General features: G+C 60.0%; 20 protein-coding genes. 10 read left to right on the forward strand and 10 right to left on the reverse strand.

Annotated features, from left to right (window positions below):
* Positions 1-83: 83 nt before the first annotated feature.
* The 3 genes from BW43_RS09230 to BW43_RS09220 form a co-directional block, all read right to left on the reverse strand.
* Positions 84-434: a DUF2892 domain-containing protein gene (locus tag BW43_RS09230; protein WP_032888730.1), complete on the reverse strand. Its 351-nt coding sequence runs from the start codon at positions 432-434 to the stop codon at positions 84-86.
* A gap of 67 nt (positions 435-501) precedes the next feature.
* Positions 502-969 (reverse strand): RNA methyltransferase, encoded by a 468-nt coding sequence (locus BW43_RS09225; protein ID WP_003189607.1) that lies wholly within the window; start codon positions 967-969, stop codon positions 502-504.
* Positions 970-1,137: 168 nt separating this feature from the next.
* Complete coding sequence (locus tag BW43_RS09220; protein ID WP_003210675.1) at positions 1,138-1,512, reverse strand: YajD family HNH nuclease; 375 nt, start codon at positions 1,510-1,512, stop codon at positions 1,138-1,140.
* A 101-nt stretch (positions 1,513-1,613) separates the two neighbouring features.
* Between BW43_RS09220 and BW43_RS09215 the strand changes: the two genes are divergently transcribed.
* Positions 1,614-2,534 (forward strand): ParB/Srx family N-terminal domain-containing protein, encoded by a 921-nt coding sequence (locus BW43_RS09215; protein ID WP_032888733.1) that lies wholly within the window; start codon positions 1,614-1,616, stop codon positions 2,532-2,534.
* A 131-nt stretch (positions 2,535-2,665) separates the two neighbouring features.
* Here BW43_RS09215 and BW43_RS09210 read toward each other — a convergent pair whose 3' ends face one another.
* The gene (locus BW43_RS09210; protein WP_032888736.1) at positions 2,666-3,352 is read right to left on the reverse strand and encodes a spermidine synthase; all 687 of its coding nucleotides are present in this window, start codon (positions 3,350-3,352) and stop codon (positions 2,666-2,668) included.
* Positions 3,353-3,430: 78 nt separating this feature from the next.
* Between BW43_RS09210 and BW43_RS09205 the strand changes: the two genes are divergently transcribed.
* Positions 3,431-3,709, forward strand: a complete 279-nt coding sequence (locus BW43_RS09205) for a hypothetical protein (protein ID WP_032888738.1) — start codon at positions 3,431-3,433, stop codon at positions 3,707-3,709.
* On the opposite strand, the gene BW43_RS09200 is transcribed toward BW43_RS09205, so the two are convergent.
* Both BW43_RS09200 and BW43_RS09195 read right to left on the reverse strand, forming a co-directional pair.
* On the reverse strand, positions 3,706-4,179 hold the full coding sequence (locus BW43_RS09200) for a cyclic nucleotide-binding domain-containing protein (RefSeq protein ID WP_032888741.1): 474 nt from the start codon (positions 4,177-4,179) through the stop codon (positions 3,706-3,708). The two genes, BW43_RS09205 and BW43_RS09200, sit on opposite strands and share 4 nt — an antisense overlap.
* 67 nt (positions 4,180-4,246) lie before the next feature.
* Positions 4,247-6,289: a S9 family peptidase gene (locus tag BW43_RS09195; RefSeq protein WP_032888744.1), complete on the reverse strand. Its 2,043-nt coding sequence runs from the start codon at positions 6,287-6,289 to the stop codon at positions 4,247-4,249.
* Positions 6,290-6,313: 24 nt separating this feature from the next.
* On the opposite strand from BW43_RS09195, the gene BW43_RS09190 reads away from it, so the two are divergent.
* From BW43_RS09190 to BW43_RS09180, 3 genes are read left to right on the forward strand one after another with little or no spacing between them, the layout of a single operon-like run.
* Complete coding sequence (locus tag BW43_RS09190; RefSeq protein WP_032888746.1) at positions 6,314-6,847, forward strand: hypothetical protein; 534 nt, start codon at positions 6,314-6,316, stop codon at positions 6,845-6,847.
* A 21-nt stretch (positions 6,848-6,868) separates the two neighbouring features.
* Positions 6,869-7,645 (forward strand): class II glutamine amidotransferase, encoded by a 777-nt coding sequence (locus BW43_RS09185; protein WP_024074057.1) that lies wholly within the window; start codon positions 6,869-6,871, stop codon positions 7,643-7,645.
* Between the two features lie 11 nt (positions 7,646-7,656).
* Positions 7,657-8,199 carry a DUF2937 family protein gene (locus BW43_RS09180; protein ID WP_032888750.1) on the forward strand — a complete coding sequence of 181 codons (543 nt, stop codon included), beginning with the start codon at positions 7,657-7,659 and terminating at the stop codon, positions 8,197-8,199.
* 123 nt (positions 8,200-8,322) lie between these two features.
* Here BW43_RS09180 and BW43_RS09175 read toward each other — a convergent pair whose 3' ends face one another.
* Complete coding sequence (locus BW43_RS09175; RefSeq protein ID WP_032888752.1) at positions 8,323-9,237, reverse strand: LysR family transcriptional regulator; 915 nt, start codon at positions 9,235-9,237, stop codon at positions 8,323-8,325.
* 177 nt (positions 9,238-9,414) lie between these two features.
* On the opposite strand from BW43_RS09175, the gene BW43_RS09170 reads away from it, so the two are divergent.
* Genes BW43_RS09170 through BW43_RS09160 form a run of 3 tightly spaced genes read left to right on the forward strand, consistent with a single transcriptional unit; the run spans position 9,415 to position 11,761 of the window.
* A complete protein-coding gene (locus BW43_RS09170) occupies positions 9,415-10,155 on the forward strand; it encodes a 5-oxoprolinase subunit PxpA (RefSeq protein ID WP_032888756.1) in 741 nt (246 codons plus the stop codon).
* Positions 10,152-10,856 carry a 5-oxoprolinase subunit PxpB gene (gene pxpB, locus BW43_RS09165; protein WP_032888758.1) on the forward strand — a complete coding sequence of 235 codons (705 nt, stop codon included), beginning with the start codon at positions 10,152-10,154 and terminating at the stop codon, positions 10,854-10,856. Before BW43_RS09170 ends, pxpB begins: the two co-directional genes overlap by 4 nt.
* Positions 10,853-11,761: a biotin-dependent carboxyltransferase family protein gene (locus tag BW43_RS09160; RefSeq protein WP_032888761.1), complete on the forward strand. Its 909-nt coding sequence runs from the start codon at positions 10,853-10,855 to the stop codon at positions 11,759-11,761. The genes pxpB and BW43_RS09160 overlap by 4 nt, the downstream gene beginning before the upstream one ends.
* A gap of 149 nt (positions 11,762-11,910) precedes the next feature.
* Here BW43_RS09160 and BW43_RS09155 read toward each other — a convergent pair whose 3' ends face one another.
* The 3 genes from BW43_RS09155 to BW43_RS09145 form a co-directional block, all read right to left on the reverse strand.
* Complete coding sequence (locus tag BW43_RS09155) at positions 11,911-13,089, reverse strand: VWA domain-containing protein (RefSeq protein WP_032888763.1); 1,179 nt, start codon at positions 13,087-13,089, stop codon at positions 11,911-11,913.
* Positions 13,089-13,934: a MoxR family ATPase gene (locus tag BW43_RS09150; RefSeq protein ID WP_003210690.1), complete on the reverse strand. Its 846-nt coding sequence runs from the start codon at positions 13,932-13,934 to the stop codon at positions 13,089-13,091. The genes BW43_RS09155 and BW43_RS09150 overlap by 1 nt, the downstream gene beginning before the upstream one ends.
* A gap of 185 nt (positions 13,935-14,119) precedes the next feature.
* Positions 14,120-15,196: a DUF748 domain-containing protein gene (locus tag BW43_RS09145; protein ID WP_032888766.1), complete on the reverse strand. Its 1,077-nt coding sequence runs from the start codon at positions 15,194-15,196 to the stop codon at positions 14,120-14,122.
* Between the two features lie 124 nt (positions 15,197-15,320).
* Here BW43_RS09145 and cysK point away from each other — a divergent pair, with 124 nt between their 5' ends.
* Positions 15,321-16,295: a cysteine synthase A gene (gene cysK / locus BW43_RS09140; RefSeq protein ID WP_032888769.1), complete on the forward strand. Its 975-nt coding sequence runs from the start codon at positions 15,321-15,323 to the stop codon at positions 16,293-16,295.
* Positions 16,296-16,440: 145 nt separating this feature from the next.
* On the forward strand, positions 16,441-17,379 hold the full coding sequence (locus tag BW43_RS09135) for an aspartyl/asparaginyl beta-hydroxylase domain-containing protein (RefSeq protein ID WP_032888770.1): 939 nt from the start codon (positions 16,441-16,443) through the stop codon (positions 17,377-17,379).
* The last annotated feature ends 40 nt before the right edge of the window (positions 17,380-17,419 follow it).

Raw genomic sequence — 17,419 nt, forward strand, 5'->3', positions numbered from 1 at the left:
TCACAACATGTGCTGACTGACATTCTGCTATCGGGAGCAAGCCCCCTCCCACTTTTGGATCTCTAACCTACCGAAAGCCAGGTTCAGCCTGTGGTTTTCACAGGTTTCTCAGCCGCCACTTCAGCCTTGGTCTTCAGGTTTTTCAGCTCTGCACCCGCACGCTCGATCTTCGTACGCACGCTGTTCATTTCCTGGCGACCCTGTTCCAGCTTGTCCTTGAGCGAGCTGTGCCCGGTAAAACCACGGGCCAGTGCCACACCGCCAATCGCCACCTGGATCAAACCGAAAATCCCGCCACGGCGCAGGCCTTTGCCGAGCATTATCACGCCACCGGCCACCGAGCCGATGCGTTCCCAGCCGTGGACGTTTTGCGTCGGCTGGCTCTGGAAGGGCGTGTGCTCGATGATAGGTCGCACGTTTTTGCTGTCGCTCATGATCTGTCTCCAACAAGGGCAAGTGTAAGTAGCTGACTGCTGGCGGGCGTTGGATGTTCCCAAAAAATCAATACTTGGGGCCCGAACGGGTGTTGTTGCCCTTGGCCAGGCGGTCATAGAGCACCACGTTGACCGTGGCGGCCAGGTTCATGCAGCCGGTGGTCGGGATGTAGACCACGTCTTCGCACCAGTCCCGAATTTCTTTATCCAGCGAGCCGTCTTCCGGGCCGAAGATATACAGCGCGCGGTCGGGGTGGGTGTACTCAGGCAGGGGACGGGCGCCCTCCACCAGTTCCACGGCGACGGGGATACAGCCCAGGGGCAGGATTTTTTTCAGGTCATCGATGCCGATCAGCGGAATATCGTGATGGACCTTCTTGGTGTCGGTGATGAAGTCCCGGGCGCGCTCGTAACGCACGCCGGTGTAGAACACCGAGGCCACGCCGTAGCAACCGGCGGCACGCATGACCGAGCCGACGTTTTCGGGGGATTTGGGGTTATACAGACCGATGCAGCTGTAGCGTTTATTGCCCACGGGGAAGGGTGCCTTGGAGAAAAGCGGCGATTATACGGCTTGAAGGTGATGTATTGCTTGGGCTAACGCTATCGGGAGCAAGCCCCCTCCCACATTTTGAGTTGTGAACACTTTCAAATGTGGGAGGGGGCTTGCTCCCGATGAGGCCAGGACAGGCGACGACACTCTTCAGTCGTCTTTCTTCATCAACCCCGCCAGCGCCGCAAACGGGTTATGCGTGGCCTTGGCAATCGTCGGGCTGCTGGTGGAGCCTTCGCCGAAGTACTGCTGATCGGTGTAGCGCGAGTGTTCGTTGTCGTGGCAGTACAGGCACAACAACTCCCAGTTGGAGCCGTCCTGAGGGTTGTCATCATGATTGTGGTTGCGGTGGTGTACGGTGAGTTCGCTCAGGCGCTTGCCGGCGAATTCACGGGCGCAGCGGCCGCACACGTGGGGGTACATCTTGAGGGCTTTGTCGCGGTAGCCCATTTCCCGGTCGCGCTGGGCATCGGCGAGGATGCGGTCCAGCTTGGCGGTGTGGGAGGGCGGGTTGGTCGAGCTCATCATGGCTCCTGGCTATTTTGTGGGTCACGGATAACGTTGATTCTAGCCGTCGGCGGGCGTTTGTAGTATCGGTTCATTCATTTCACAAGGATCTGAAACCTATGCGTTGGTACACGTGGACAATTGCACTGCTTTTCTGCGCGCTGGCGGCTCAAGCCCAGGCGTTTTCGACGCCCAAGCCCGGGCAGGTGATTGAGGTCACCCTTGAACAGTTGCACCCGACCCAGGCCGTGGTGGGTTTCGACCAGATCTACTACAGCCTCGGGCTGTTCGCCGACAAACCCACCAAAGCCTTCGATGAATACTGCGAAACCAACGGCCAGGGCGAGGCCGACAAGGTGCCCAAGAACGCCAGCCTGCTTGCGCCTTCCAGCTTCACGTGCAAAGACCCGGTCGGCACTCATCCCGAGGACATGAAAACCGTGGTGGTCGGCCCTGGTGGCCAGTTGTACCTGACCGACGGTCACCACAGTTTCACCACCCTTTGGCAAACGCCGGGTGCCGGCCCTCAGTTGAAAATGTGGGTCAAGGTGACTGACGATTTCAGCAACAGCCCAGACCTCGCCACCTTCTGGCAGCGTATGGAAGCGGCGCGCAAGGTCTGGCTCAAGGACAATCGGGGCCAGACCCTGCCGCCTACGCAACTGCCTGCTCACCTGGGCTTCAAGAATCTGCAGGACGACACCTTCCGCAGCCTGGTGTATTTCACCCGCAAGGCCGCCTATGGCAAGCCGGATGGCGGCGAGATCGCCCCGGAATTCCTGGAGTTCTATTGGGGTAACTGGCTGCGCACGCAGATTGATCTGGGCCAGTACAACCTGGACAAAAAAGGCGGCTACAAGGATGCGATCGAAGCAGTCGCCAAGCGCATGGTCAGCCTGGCGCCGGGATCACCGGTGGGAGGCAGCGGTTTTACCGCCCAGCAACTGGGTGGGATGACCCAACTGGATCGCGATGAGCTGCAGAAGACCTTCGACAAAAAAGTCCCGTACGTGATCGACTACCGCAAATCCCACAACTGACAGGGATCAAAATGTGGGAGGGGGCTTGCCCCGATAGCGTAGTGTCAGTCACCAAATGTTTTGACTGAACCACCGCTATCAGGGGCAAGCCCCCTGCCACATTGGATCTCCAGTGGTTTGGTTAATGGTGCTCAGCCCTTGAGCTTCTCCGCAATCCAGATGGTGTGTCGGGTGCCCTTGTTGCCATGGGCAAATACCTGCACTTCCTCGGCCTTGAAACCGGCCTTGCGCAGTTTGTCGCTGAACAGTTTGTCGGCACTCGCTGACCACACCGCCAGCACGCCCTTGGGCCGCAAGGCCTTGGCGCAGGCGGCCAGGCCACCGGCAGAGTAGAGCCAGCTGTTGGCCTTTTGCGTGAGGCCTTCGGGGCCGTTGTCGACGTCGAGCATGATCGCGTCAAAGCCTTGGGGCTCGGCTTGCAGCACCTTGGCCACGTCTTCCATGCGGATCACGGTGCGCGGGTCCAGCAGTGGGCGCCCGGATTTTTCCCCCAGCGGCCCACGGTTCCATTCCACGACGCCCGGCACCAGTTCGGCGACAACCACTTCGGCAGTCTTGCCCAAATGCTTGAGGGCCGAGGCCAGGGTAAAGCCCATGCCCAAACCACCAATCAGCACCCGTGAATCAGGACGACCGGCAACTTTGCGGCAGGGAATTTCTGCCAGCGCATCTTCGGAGCCGTGCATGCGCGTGTTCATCAACTGGCCGCCGTCACCACCCTGGATCTTGATGACAAAATCCTCGCCGTATTCGAACAGGCACAAGGCACCGCCGTTGTCGGGGATCGGGGTGGTGTCCAGCAGAACGAAACGTTTCATGGAAATCTCATTGGGAAGGGCATTCTTGCGCGGTTGGGAGTAGCCTTACGACATTCCGGTCAGGCCATGGAGCCATCGATGAAGTGCAGCATTCTAACGGTCATTGTGTTGAGCGCGCTCGCATTGGGTGCGGCGCAGGCTCAGGAGTTGCAAACCGTACCGGTCGCGCCCGCGCCAACCCCCGGTGCACCGGGCACGCCGACGCCGACGCTGTATCCCCAAGTCAGCCCGCCAGCGCTGCCCAAGACCAACGGCTCGCCGCCCTTGGCGCCCATCGTGTTACCGACGCCACCGAAGGACCAGACGGTGCCCGGCCTGCAGCAGAACGACAGCAAACCAAAGACCCCCGGCGGTTAAAACTGTTGCGACAGTAACTGCCCATCAGCCATGCGCAGGCGCTTGGACAGGGCAATCGCAATCGCGCGGATGATCTTCGCGGCCACCCGCGGGGTTTCGTTGAGCATCTTTTCCAGGGAGTCCTTGCCCAGGTTCAACAGCACGCAATCACTGGCAGCCACGCAACTGGCGGAGCGACGCTCGCCGTCGAGTACTGCCATCTCACCGAAAGCCCGGCCGCTGCGCAGAGTGGCGATGGTCAGGCGCTGGCCGTCGTGATTGGTTTTCTGCACCGCCACCTGGCCGCTGTGGATGATGCACATGAAGGTGCCGGCATCGCCTTCGAGGAAGATCGCTTCGTCCTGGGCAATGCTGCTGATATTGAAGTAGCCGGCGGCGACGTGAAAATCTTCCGGCAACAAAGGGTCGAACAGGCCGCAGTCCATGAGCATGTCGCGGATTTCGGTATTCATTAGCGTCGGTAGTGCCATGGCTGCAATCTTGGTCCATCAATCAGTAGGCGGTCCTGTGTTCAGACAGGCCCGCCGCGCTAAGTTCCTAAATCAACCCCAGCGCCTTGAACACAAATGCATATTCGAGCGCTACGTCACGTAATCCTTGGTAACGACCGCTCATCCCACCATGGCCGGCACCCAGTTCGGTCTTGAGCAACAGCAGGTTGTCGTCGGTCTTGGTGTCACGCAGCTTGGCCACCCACTTGGCCGCTTCCCAATACTGCACGCGGCTGTCGTTGTAGCCGGCGATCACCAGCATGTGCGGGTAGGCCTGGGCCTGGACGTTTTCGTACGGCGCGTAGGCCTTGATGCGCTCGTACACCTCGGGCTCCTCGGGGTTGCCCCATTCGTCGTACTCGGTGATGGTCAACGGCAGCTCCGGGTCGAGCATGGTGTTGAGCACATCAACGAAAGGCACTTCGGCAATCGCCGCCTGGAACAGCGCCGGACGCTGGTTGAGCACCGCACCGATCAACAGGCCACCGGCACTGCCGCCGCTGATGGCCAGCTGCTTGGAGGTGGTCAGGCCATGAGCGATAAGGTGTTCGGCGCAGGCGATAAAGTCGCTGAAGGTGTTCTGCTTGTGTTCCTGCTTGCCATTGCGGTACCAGGCTTCACCCAGTTCGCCGCCGCCACGCACATGCGCGATGGCAAACGCCACGCCGCGATCAAGCAGGCTCAGGCGTGCGTGGGAGAACCATGGGTCTAAGCTCGAACCGTAGGCGCCGTAGCCGTAAAGGTACAGCGGTGTGGTTTTGCCGAGTTGGTCGCGCTTGACCACCAGGCTGATCGGCACCTGGGTACCATCGGCGGAGGTGGCCCACAGGCGCTGGCTGACATAGTCATCGGCATTGAACACGCCGAGTACCGGGGTTTCCTTCAGCACCTGCTGCGCACCGCTGGCCAGTTCCAGCTGGCGTACCTGGGCCGGACGGTTGAGGGCTTCGTAGCGCAGGCGGATCTTGTCGCTGACGAATTCCAGGCTGTTCTGTACGTAGAGGCTGTAGGCGGCGTCAGGTAATTCCACGCGATAGGCAGGCAGGCCCTCGGGGTGCACTTCGATCACCGGCAGGCCGCCGATGCGCAGGCTTAAGGTCATGGCGCTGGTGTTCAGGCTGACGCCGTCGAGCATCACCTCATCGCTGTGGGGGATCAGGTTCTGCCATTCATCCTCGGTCGGCACGTCGCCAATGTCGGTTGCGACAAACAGGGCGTAGTTGATGCCATCACGGTTGCTACGGATAAACCAAGTCCAGGCGCCATTCAGTTGGCCGTGGTCGACATCGTATTCGTGATCGTCGACCCGTGGCGCCAGGCAGGTGAAATCCTGCTGCGGTTGGTTGGCGTCCAGGGCCCAGACTTCGCTAGTGGTCTTGCTGCCCAGGGCCACCAGCAACTGGCGCTCGGAGCTGGAACGGTAGCAATGCAGGAAGAAACGCCCGTCGGGCTCATGGAACACTTCCTGCGCCGCCGTGCCGTCCAGGCGATAGCGATACAGTTTGTGGGGGCGGTGCGTTTCGTCCAGTTCGCCGAAGAACAGGGTCAGGCTGTCGTTGGCCCAAGTCATGCTGCCGTCGCAGTCCTGGAACTCCAGCTCGCTGACCTTGCCGGTTGCCAATTCCTTCACGAACAGGGTGTAGATCTCTTCGCCGGTGGTGTCCAGGCTGTAGGCCAGGCGATTGTGGTCGGGGCTGATGCTGAATGCGCCGAGAGAGAAAAAGCCACCGTTGGCCAGTTCGTTCGGGTCCAGCAACAGCTCTTCGCTGCTGTCGTCCACCACGTTGCTGTCATCGGCCGGACGGCGGCAGCGGTAGTGACGGGCGTACTCGTCACCGGCGGTGGGGCGGGGGTAATAGAGGTACGGGCCCCACGGCGAGGGCAGGGACAAGTCGGTTTCGAGAATGCGGCCCTTGATCTCTTCAAACAGGCTTTCGCGCAAGGCTGCCTGATCGGCGAGCTGGGCTTCCTGCCAGGCGTTTTCGGCCTTGAGGTAATCGAGTACTTCAGCGCTGTCGCGTTCTTGCAGCCAGGCGTAAGGGTCTTGGCCAGGGGCCTTTCGGGCAATCGGGGGCGTCGATACAGGCATGGATTATTCTCTATCTGGCGGACGGTGGCAGGCTTTGCAGCCGCGACACGCAAAAGCCGTTATCATAGCCGCCTGTTTGCCTACCTTGCCATGGACACCATGACCGAGAACGACTATCTGACCGCTTGGGGCCTTTACGCCTTCGCCGCTTTGGGCTGCCTGTTGGTGTGGTGGCGCATGACGCGCTGGATGTGGCGCTGGTTGCGCGAGCCGCTGCAATTGCTGATGGCCGTGTTGCTGTTCAGCCCGACCATCGTAGACCCGGTCAAGACTCAGTTCGCGCCGGCCGTGGCAATTACCGCCCTGGACCTGGTGCTCAAGGTCGGCAATAACGCTTGGCGGGCTATTTCCGATTTGTTCATGTACACCATGATCGCCTTTGGCGTGTACCTGGTGATTGTGTTGATCCGCTGGCCCATCGAGCGCGCCGCCAATGCGCGTCGTGAGCGCCAGGCTGCCACCGATGCAGCCCTGGCCGCTGAGCCGGCGGAAGAAGACGACGAGCCATTCCGCCGTCCGGCGCCTGTCAGTGGCATGCGGGTCGAACCGCGCCTTTAACGTTGCAGCGAGAGCCCTGGCATGTGTGAATTATTGGGCATGAGTGCCAACGTCCCCACCGATATCGTGTTCAGCTTTACCGGGCTGATGCAGCGCGGTGGGCGCACCGGCCCCCACCGCGACGGTTGGGGCATCGCTTTCTACGAAGGACGTGGTCTGCGTCTGTTCCAGGACCCGGCCGCCAGCAGTGAATCGGAAGTCGCGCTGCTGGTGCAGCGTTATCCCATCAAGAGCGAAGTGGTGATCGGCCATATCCGCCAGGCCAACGTGGGCAAGGTGAGCTTGGCCAATACCCACCCGTTCGTGCGCGAACTGTGGGGCCGCAACTGGTGTTTCGCCCATAACGGCCAACTGGCGGACTTCAACCCCCGCGCCACCTTCTACCGCCCGGTCGGCGATACCGACAGCGAAGCGGCCTTTTGCGACTTGCTCAACCGCGTGCGCGAAGCCTTCCCCGAGCCGGTGGACATCGAACAGATGCTGCCGGACCTGATCGCCGCCTGTGCCGAATACCGCAGCAAAGGCGTGTTCAACTGCCTGCTCAGCGATGGCGACTGGTTGTTTTGCTACTGCTCGACCAAATTGGCGCAGATCACCCGACGTGCCCCGTTCGGTCCGGCGCGCTTGAAAGATGTCGACGTGATCGTCGATTTTCAGGCCGAAACAACACCCAATGATGTAGTGACGGTAATCGCCACCGAACCGTTGACCGACAACGAAAACTGGACCCGTTACGAACCGGGCCAATGGAGCCTGTGGCGACGCGGTGAATGCGTCAGCCAGGGCATTACTGAGTAAGGATATCGACCATGTTGCTCAGCTATCTGCGGTTGGTGCTGTTTGCCATTGGCCTGTTGGTCGGCGTGCAAGTGCCGGGATTTATCAACGATTACGCCAAGCGCGTCGAAGCCCACTTGATAGAGGCCCAGACGGGGCTGAGCGGGTTTGAAACCACCGCACGGCAGTTCTTCAACGGTGATTTGAAGGCGTTGGTCGCGCATTACCGCGCCAGTGACGACCCGGTTTTCCAGAGCGACGCCAACAGCCTGGGCGCCATGCTTGATCGCCAAGTTGCGTTGGACAAGCAATTCCAGGCCATGCAAGGCCCGTGGTACATCCGTGCGTTGCAAGTGGCGGTGGCCGCCGACCCGGATATCCGCCAGGAAACCTGGAACGGTTACAGCTATCAGATCCTCCTGACCCCAGAAGCCATGGGTTGGGGATTGGGCGGGGCGATGCTGCTGTCGTTTGGATTGGAATGCCTGTTCCGCCTGATCGACTGGGTCGTGTTGGGCGGCAAGCGCCTGCGCCAGAGCCGGCCGATTGAAGAGCGGGACTTGAAAGGTCTCTAACGCCCAACTCGGTCAAATGTGGGAGGGGGCTTGCTCCCGATAGCGGTAGGTCAGTCAATACTTCAGGTACTGACCCACCGCTATCGGGAGCAAGCCCCCTCCCACAGTTTTAACCGGGTTTCGTCAGGGGGCCAGCACCATCCGCTCTTCGCCGACTTCCTCGGCATAGCGGGCAACGACCTTCTGGCACAGCCCGACAATCTCCTCCACCAACTCCACCCCCACACGCCACGACACCACCACCTGCAGGTTAGGCAGTTTCTGCGCCATCGATAACATTACCAATTCCCCGCGCGCCAGTTCCTCACTGACCAGCACCGGCGGCAGTGCGCCAATGCCGAATCCATCGCGCAACAACCGCGTAATCGCAGACACCGAATTCACACAGTTCATCCTTGGCGCGGCCACGCCGTTGGCCTGCATCAGGCTCAGCACATCCTGATGTGGGTGCGAGTTTTTCGAGTAGGTGATGATCCGCTCCTGAGCCAGTTCGGCGAGGGAGGCGTAGTCGCGGTTATAGATCGATTGGCTGGCGACGATCCAGGCCATGGGATGGCTGCACAGTTCCAGGCTGCGCACGGTTTCCAGGCGCAGCAGGTCGGTTTGCAGGATCAGGTCAAGGAAGCCTTTTTGCAGCTGATCGCTGAGGTTAAGCGCGGTATCAGCGACCAATTCGATTTCGACCAAGGGGAAATGGTCCATCAGTTCCGCCACCAACGGGCTCAGCCAAGTGTGAATCACCGTGTCCATCGCGCCGATCCGAATGCGCCCGACCTTGCTGCTGGTGGTCTCCAGGGACTGCTTCAGGCCCCGCATGGTCACCATCATCTGCTCGGCATAATCGAGCACCTTCAAGCCTTCCGGGGTCAGGCTTACGCCTCGAGAATCACGCAAAAACAGTTTCACCCCCAGCTCGCTTTCCAGCACGGCGATGCGGCTGGAGATCGAGGCCTGGGTGGTGAACAGCTTCTCGGCAGTCAGGCGAAAGCTCTTGAGCTTGGCCACCCAGACGAAGGTTTCGAGGAACTTCAAATTCATGGGATCAACTTTTTCTTATGCATGGATCGGTTTTTATTAGTTGGACGCCGTACCGGGCAAGCGCCAAAAATCGAGCGTATTCCACGATGAGCGTCGTGGGGGTGTCAGGACAGGTTGCACGTTCTGCGTTAAAAATCCCACACTGCAAAAAAATAAGTCCTACAGGAGCGCCAGACCGTGAGCCGTCTTTTACTGAATTGCGATATCGGCGAAAGCTTTGGTAACTGGACCATGGGTCTGGACGCCGAGGTCATGCCGTTCATTGATTGCGCCAACGTGGCCTGCGGCTTTCATGCCGGCGACCCAAGCATCATGCGCAAAACTGTTAGCTTGGCGCTCAAGCATGGCGTGCAAGTGGGGGCGCACCCGGCATACCAGGATTTGCAAGGCTTCGGCCGCCGTTCCATGGCCTATACCCCTCAGGAAATCCAGGATCTGCTGCACTACCAGATCGGCGCCCTCGATGGCATTTGCCGTGCCCAAGGCGGTCGCGTCAGCTACGTCAAACCCCATGGCGCGATGTACAACGACATGATGGCCAACCCGAAACAACTGCGTGCGGTCATCGGGGCGGTGGCCGCTTATGGTGACTTGCCGCTGATGCTGCTGGCCACTCGCGATAACAGCGCAGCCCAGGCATTGGGCGATGAGTATGGCGTGACCCTGTGGTTTGAAGCATTCGCCGACCGCGCCTACGACAACAACGGCCACTTGGTTTCCCGCCAGTTACCCGGCGCTGTGCACCACGACGCCGACACGATCATCCAGCAAGCCCTGACCATTTCTCGTGGCGAGCCGTTGACGGCCAGCGACGGCAGCGCCCTCATACTAAACGCCAATACCCTGTGCGTGCATGGCGACAACGCCAGTTCAATTGCTGCCGTGCAGCGTATCCGCGAGGCGTTGAAGCCAGCATGAAGCCGCGGATTGAAGTGGTGGCCATCGACTGCCTGATGGTGCGTCTGTTCGATGCGATTGCAGAAGCCAACATGCCGTGGATGCTCGCCGCAGCGCAACGCTTGCGAGAAGGGTTCGGCGCTGCATTGGTGGATCTGGTGCCGTCCTACACCACCTTGATGGTGCATTACGACCTCATCGCGCTGAGCCCTGCCCAGGCCCGAGAGCTGATCGACCACGGCCTCACCGACTTGCAGCCGCAGGCTCAGGGAAGCGGTCAATGCCATGTGCTGCCGGTGTGGTACGACCTGAGCGTCGGCCCGGAGCTGACTTTGCTCAGCCAGCGCAGTGGCCTGGCCGTCGACGACGTGATCCGTCTCCACAGCGCCCACGAATATCAGGTGTTCGCCCTTGGCTTTGCCCCCGGTTTTGCCTTTATGGGGTTGGTGGACGAAGTCCTCGCCAGCCCACGCCTCAGCACACCGCGCAAACGCGTGGCGGCTGGCAGTGTGGGGATCGCCGAGCGCCAAACGGCTGCTTACCCGGTGGTTTCTCCGGGTGGCTGGAACCTGATCGGTCGCACCCCCGCCAAACTGTTCGACCGCGCGCGAGACGGCTACAGCCTCATGCAACCTGGCGACACGGTGCGCTTCGAAGCGGTCAGTCGTGCCGAATTTATCAACCTGGGTGGCGATGACACGCCTTTGGAGGCGCAGGCATGAGCCGCTTGATCATCGAGGCCAGCACGCCGCTGTGCCTGTTGCAGGACGCCGGTCGTTTTGGCGTACGCCACCTGGGCGTGACCCAGGGCGGCGCGCTGGATTGGGTGTCGATGTCGTGGGCCAATTGGCTGCTGGGCAATGCGCTGGACGCACCGGTGGTGGAAATCACCCTCGGCGGCTTTACCGTGCAGGCCGAGGAGTATTGCCTGCTGGCCTTGGCCGGTGCGGACCTGGGCGCGTATGTCGATGAACGCCCTATCAGTCCGGGACGCAGTTTTATCCTGCAAAAAGGCCAGCGTTTGCGCTTTACCCAGCCGTTCAACGGTGCGCGGGCGTACCTGGCGGCACCCGGCGGGTTTGATGCGCCGGATGTGCTGGGCAGTTGTGCGACGGTGGTGCGTGAAGCACTGGGCGGGCCGGACGGATTCGGCAAGGCGTTGGCCGAGGGTGGGCGGTTGGCCTATTCCGGGACGGGCGGCGCGATGAAAGTGCTGAGCGCACAGGCGTTGCCCGCCAAGGCGCCGCTGGATGTGATCGTCGGTGCACAAATCGGCCAGTTCAGCGGCCAGAGCCTGTTCGATGCCTTCAATACCGATTGGGCCCTGGACAGTCGCGCTGACCGCATGGGCATGCGCTTGCTCGGTACGCCGTTGCAGTACCAAGGGCCGTCGCTGATTTCCGAAGGTATCCCGTTGGGTGGCATCCAGGTGCCGCCGGATGGGCAGCCGATTGTGTTGCTCAATGATCGGCAGACCATTGGCGGTTATCCGCGTCTGGGGGCGTTGACGCCTTTGTCGCTGGCGCGACTGGCGCAGTGTTTACCGGGAGAGAAAGTGAGGTTGGTACCGGTGGTCCAGGAAACGGCGCATCGGCAGCATGTCGAATATTTGCGCCGATTTACATAACACCGCAATTTAAAATGTGGGAGGGGGCTTGCTCCCGATGACGATGGTTCAGTCACTGATGTGTTGACTGAAACACGGCTATCGGGAGCAAGTCGAATCGTCGCACCGCCCCTCCCACATTAGATCTCCTGCATTATTTGGGTCGGCGTTTATTTGGAGAGGAAGCGCATCCCTTCTTCCAGCCCGCGCAATGTCAGCGGATACATCTGATCCTCCACCAACTCCCGCACAATCCCCGTTGACGCGGTGTAACCCCACGTATCCTTGGGATACGGGTTTATCCAGATCAGCTTTTTGTACTTGGCCATGAAGCGCTGCATCCACACATACCCCGGCTCTTCGTTCCAGTGCTCGACGCTGCCGCCAGCCTGGGTGATTTCATACGGCGCCATCGACGCATCGCCGATAAAGATCACTTTGTAGTCGGCGCCGTACTTGTGCAGCAGGTCTTGAGTGGAAGTGCGCTCCGAGGTGCGGCGCTGGTTGTTCTTCCACACCGACTCGTACACGAAGTTGTGGAAGTAGAAATATTCCAAGTGCTTGAACTCGGTCTTGCAGGCCGAGAACAGCTCTTCGCAGATTTTCACGTGGGCGTCCATCGAGCCGCCGATATCGAATAGCAACAGAAGCTTGATGGTGTTGCGCCGTTCCGGGCGCATCTGGATATTCAGCAAACCGGCGTCGCGGGCGGTGTGGTCGATGGTGCCGTCGATGTCCAGCTCTTCGGCCGCACCCTGGCGCGCGAACTTGCGCAGGCGGCGCAGGGCGATCTTGATATTGCGCGTGCCCAGCTCAACCTGATCGTCGAGGTTCTTGTACTCGCGCTGGTCCCAGACTTTCACCGCCTTGCCCTGGCGCTTGCCGGCGTCGCCGACGCGAATGCCTTCGGGGTTGTAGCCGCCGGAGCCGAACGGGCTGGTGCCGCCGGTGCCGATCCATTTGTTGCCGCCGGCATGGCGTTCTTTCTGTTCTTCCAGGCGCTTTTTGAATTCCTCGATCAGCTTGTCGAGGCCACCAAGGGATTGGATCTGCGCGCGTTCTTCATCGCTCAGCGAACGCTCGAATTCCTTGCGCAGCCAGTCTTCGGGGATCAGCGCCTGCAAATGGTCGTCGAGCTTTTCCAGGCCGTTGAAATAGGCACCAAACGCGCGGTCGAACTTGTCGAAATGCCGCTCGTCCTTGACCAGGATCGCCCGGGCCAAGTAGTAAAACTCGTCCATGTCGGCGAAGATCACGCGCTGCTTGAGCGCGTTGATCAGATCGAGCAGCTCGCGCACGGACACCGGCACCTTGGCGGCGCGCATCTCGTTGAACAGGTTGAGCAACATTAGCGATTACCGCGACGGCTCATGAACGCCAGACGCTCCAGCAGTTGCACGTCTTGCTCATTCTTGACCAAGGCACCGGCCAGCGGCGGGATGGCTTTGGTCGGATCGCGCTCGCGCAGCACCGCTTCGCCGATGTTGTCGGCCATCAGCAGCTTGAGCCAGTCCACCAGTTCGGAGGTGGATGGCTTTTTCTTCAGGCCCGGTACTTTGCGCACGTCGAAGAACACGTCCAACGCTTCGCTGACCAGGTCCTTCTTGATGTCGGGGTAGTGCACATCCACGATCTTTTGCAGGGTGGTGCGGTCGGGGAAGGCGATGTAATGGAAGAAGCAGCGGCGCAGGAACGCGTCCGGCAGCTCTTTTTCGTTGTTGGAGGTAATGATGATGATCGGGCGTTTCTTGGCCTTGATGGTCTCGTCGATTTCGTAGACGTAGAACTCCATCTTGTCGAGTTCTTGCAGCAGGTCGTTGGGGAACTCGATGTCGGCCTTGTCGATTTCATCGATCAGCAGGATCACCCGTTCTTCGGATTCGAACGCTTCCCACAACTTGCCTTTTTTCAGGTAGTTGCGCACGTCGTGCACCTTGTCCACGCCCAACTGCGAGTCACGCAGGCGGCTGACCGCGTCGTACTCGTACAAGCCCTGATGGGCCTTGGTGGTGGATTTGATGTGCCAGGTGATCAGCTTGGCGCCGAAGGATTCGGCCAGTTGCTCGGCGAGCATGGTCTTGCCGGTGCCCGGTTCGCCCTTGACCAGCAACGGCCGCTCCAGGGTGATGGCGGCGTTGACGGCCAGTTTCAGGTCATCGGTAGCCACATAGGCCTGGGTGCCTTCGAACTTCATCGGTGTTTCCTCGCATTCATCAATGCCGGGACTATACCGCGCAGCCCCGGCGACTGTGAACGCAGACGGGTTATTCAGTCTCTGAATGACCAATGTGGGAGGGGCTTGCCCCCGATGGCAAGGTTTCAGCCAACAGACTCATTGGCTGATCCGCCGCCATCGGAGCAAGCCCCCCCCCTCACATTTTAATCTGCGCTGGGTTTGGGCTGTTCATAGCGCGCATTGAACGCCTGGATAAAACCATTGCGCAAAATCGCTAAAAACGCAGAGAACGCGCTGGCATCCTTCTGATGCACGCTGCCACTGAGTTCGACGCGGGTGGCAAATTGGTTTTTCTGTTGGTTCTTGAGCACGGTTTCGCTCGCACCCACCACGGCCTCCCAGATCGAACGGAAGATGTTCTTGTCCTTGTTCTCCACGTCTTGCTGCCAGTCAAACACCTGCACATCCCTTAGCAGCGGTTTGATATAGCCAGTCAGTTGGCCTTTTTCGGCCTGGGCTTCGATGACTACATCGCCGGTGCCGGCCTTGAAGTCGAACTTACCGTAGGCCGAGGCAAAGTCATTCATGCGCTTGAGTTGCAGGTCTTTGGCGCGGAAACGAAATTCGAAGTTCTCAAAATTGCTCAGCGGGTCGAAGGTGGCGCTGGCTTCCAGCGGGGCCTGGCCTTGCAGCAGGGCTTTGCCGTCGAAGCGGGCGTCGCGCTTGCCTTTGACGTCAACGACGTTGGTCAGGTTATAGAAGCTGGCGTTGACGTTGGTCGCGTCGATCTTCACCACCGGTTTGGAACTGAAGTTATGGAAGGCAATCTTGCCCTCTTCGATACGCACTTCATCAAGGGTGATCGGCGCCAGCTTGCTCAACTGCTCGCGCCAGTCGGTGCCTTTACCGGTCTGGGACGCCTGCTTGTTAGCGCCGCCGTCGACGAAATTCACTTCAGGCTCGATAAAACGCATTTTGGCGACCACTGCATGGTCGTACCACAGCGAATGCCAGCTCACCGCCAGGTCGATCAGCGGCGCCTTGACGAACGGTACCGGCACTTTGCCGTCGACCTTGACGATCTCAAGGCCATTAATCCGGTAGGCGCCGCGCCACAGCGCCAGGTCCACGTCGGTAATTCGGCCTCGGTAATCGCCCATGTCGGCGAGCTTGTCATTCAGATAATTACGCACTAAGTAGGGCAGGGCGATGCTTAAGGCAACCATGACCACCAGCAATCCGGCGACGGTCCATAGTGGCCAGCTGTAGCGACGTTTCATCGGGCAGTTCTCCTTGCAGGTAAAACATGGACTGCCGCGAGCCGAGCAACGTTCCTCTGACTGGACGCTTTGCAGCACGAGGCATACCCTTATTGCCTTCTTGAAATTGCCTATAGGACCCGTCATGAGCCGCATTTTTGCAGACAACGCGCACTCCATCGGTAACACGCCCCTGGTGCAGATCAACCGGATCGCCCCCCGTGGCGTGACCATCCTGGCCAAGATCGAAGGGCGTAATCCGGGTTACTCGGTGAAGTGCCGCATTGGCGCAAACATGATCTGGGACGCAGAAAGCACCGGCAAACTCAAACCGGGCATGACCATTGTCGAACCCACATCTGGCAACACCGGCATCGGCCTGGCGTTTGTCGCCGCCGCCCGTGGTTACAAGCTGCTGCTGACCATGCCGGCGTCGATGAGCATCGAGCGCCGCAAGGTGCTCAAGGCGCTGGGCGCCGAGTTGGTCCTGACCGAGCCGGCCAAAGGCATGAAAGGCGCTATCGAAAAGGCCGGCGAAATCGTCGCCAACGATCCAGCCACCTACTTCATGCCGGGCCAGTTTGAAAACCCGGCGAACCCCGAGATCCACGAGAAAACCACCGGTCCGGAAATCTGGAACGACACCGACGGCGCGGTCGATGTGTTGGTAGCGGGCGTGGGCACCGGCGGCACCATTACCGGTGTGTCGCGCTATATCAAGAACATAGCGGGCAAGCCGATTCTGTCGGTAGCGGTGGAGCCGATTGTGTCGCCGGTGATCACCCAGGCGCTGGCCGGTGAAGAAATCAAGCCCAGCCCGCATAAGATCCAGGGCATCGGCGCCGGCTTTGTGCCGAAAAACCTCGATCTTTCGATGGTTGACCGCGTCGAGTTGGTGACCGACGACGAATCCAAGGCCATGGCACGGCGCCTGATGCAGGAAGAGGGAATTCTGTGCGGTATTTCCTGTGGCGCAGCGATGGCCGTGGCCGTGCGCCTGGCCGAGAAGCCGGAAATGCAGGGCAAGACCATCGTGGTGATCCTGCCGGACTCCGGCGAGCGCTACCTGTCGAGCATGCTATTCAGCGATTTGTTTACCGAGCAGGAAAACCAGGCCTGATGAGCGTTTGGGGTTGATGTGTGTCAGCCCCGTTACCCTGGGCCTTCTGCATACTGGCCCAACTGTTTATCATGGCTGGCTGCTACGTCTGGTTTCCCCGTGACGGGAAGTTGTTGGCCAGACGCTTATTTCCAGGAGTTGCTGCATGACCTTTTCTTTGGCCGCCAAACTGTCGGTGTTGCTGCTGTTTATCGGTAGCACGCTGTATGTACACCTGCGCGGCAAGGCCCGTTTACCGATGTTGCGCCAGTTCGTTAACCATTCGGCGCTGTTCGCCCCCTATAACGCCTTGATGTACCTGTTCTCGGCCGTGCCGTCCAAACCTTACCTGGACCGCAGCAAGTTTCCGGAACTGGATGTACTCAAGGACAACTGGGAAGTGATCCGCGAAGAGGCCATGCACCTGTTCGACGAGGGTTACATTCGCGCCGCCGAAAAGAACAACGACGCCGGTTTCGGTTCGTTCTTCAAAAAGGGTTGGAAGCGTTTCTACCTCAAGTGGTACGACAAACCCCTGCCATCGGCCGAGGCGCTGTGCCCGAAAACCGTGGCCTTGGTGAGCAGCATTCCTAACGTCAAAGGGGCGATGTTTGCGTTGTTGCCGGGCGGCAGCCACCTCAACCCGCACCGTGACCCGTTTGCCGGTTCCCTGCGTTATCACTTGGGCTTGTCCACGCCGAACTCCGACGACTGCCGCATCTTCGTCGACGGCCAGGTGTATGCCTGGCGTGACGGTGAGGACGTGATGTTCGACGAAACCTACGTGCACTGGGTGAAGAACGAAACCGAGAAGACACGCGTGATCCTGTTCTGCGACATCGAGCGCCCGCTGAGTAATCGCGTGATGACCCGCGTCAACCGTTGGGTCAGCAAGCAACTGGGCCGCGCCACCGCGCCGCAGAACCTGGATGACGAGCGCGTCGGCGGCATCAACCAGGCGTATGCCTGGAGCAAGACCTTCAGTGACAAGTTCAGTGGTGTGGTCAAACAGTGGAAGCGCAAGCATCCAAAGGCTTACCGCATTGCGCGGCCGGTGCTGGCAGTGGTCGTTCTGGTGCTGTTGTGGAAGTGGCTGTTCGGCTGATCTGAAGCGTTAAACGCGGTCAAAGTGTGGGAGGGGGCTT

Origin of the sequence: Pseudomonas sp. RIT357 (genome assembly GCF_000632245.1) — a bacterium.
Taxonomy (GTDB): Bacteria; Pseudomonadota; Gammaproteobacteria; order Pseudomonadales; family Pseudomonadaceae; genus Aquipseudomonas; species Aquipseudomonas sivasensis.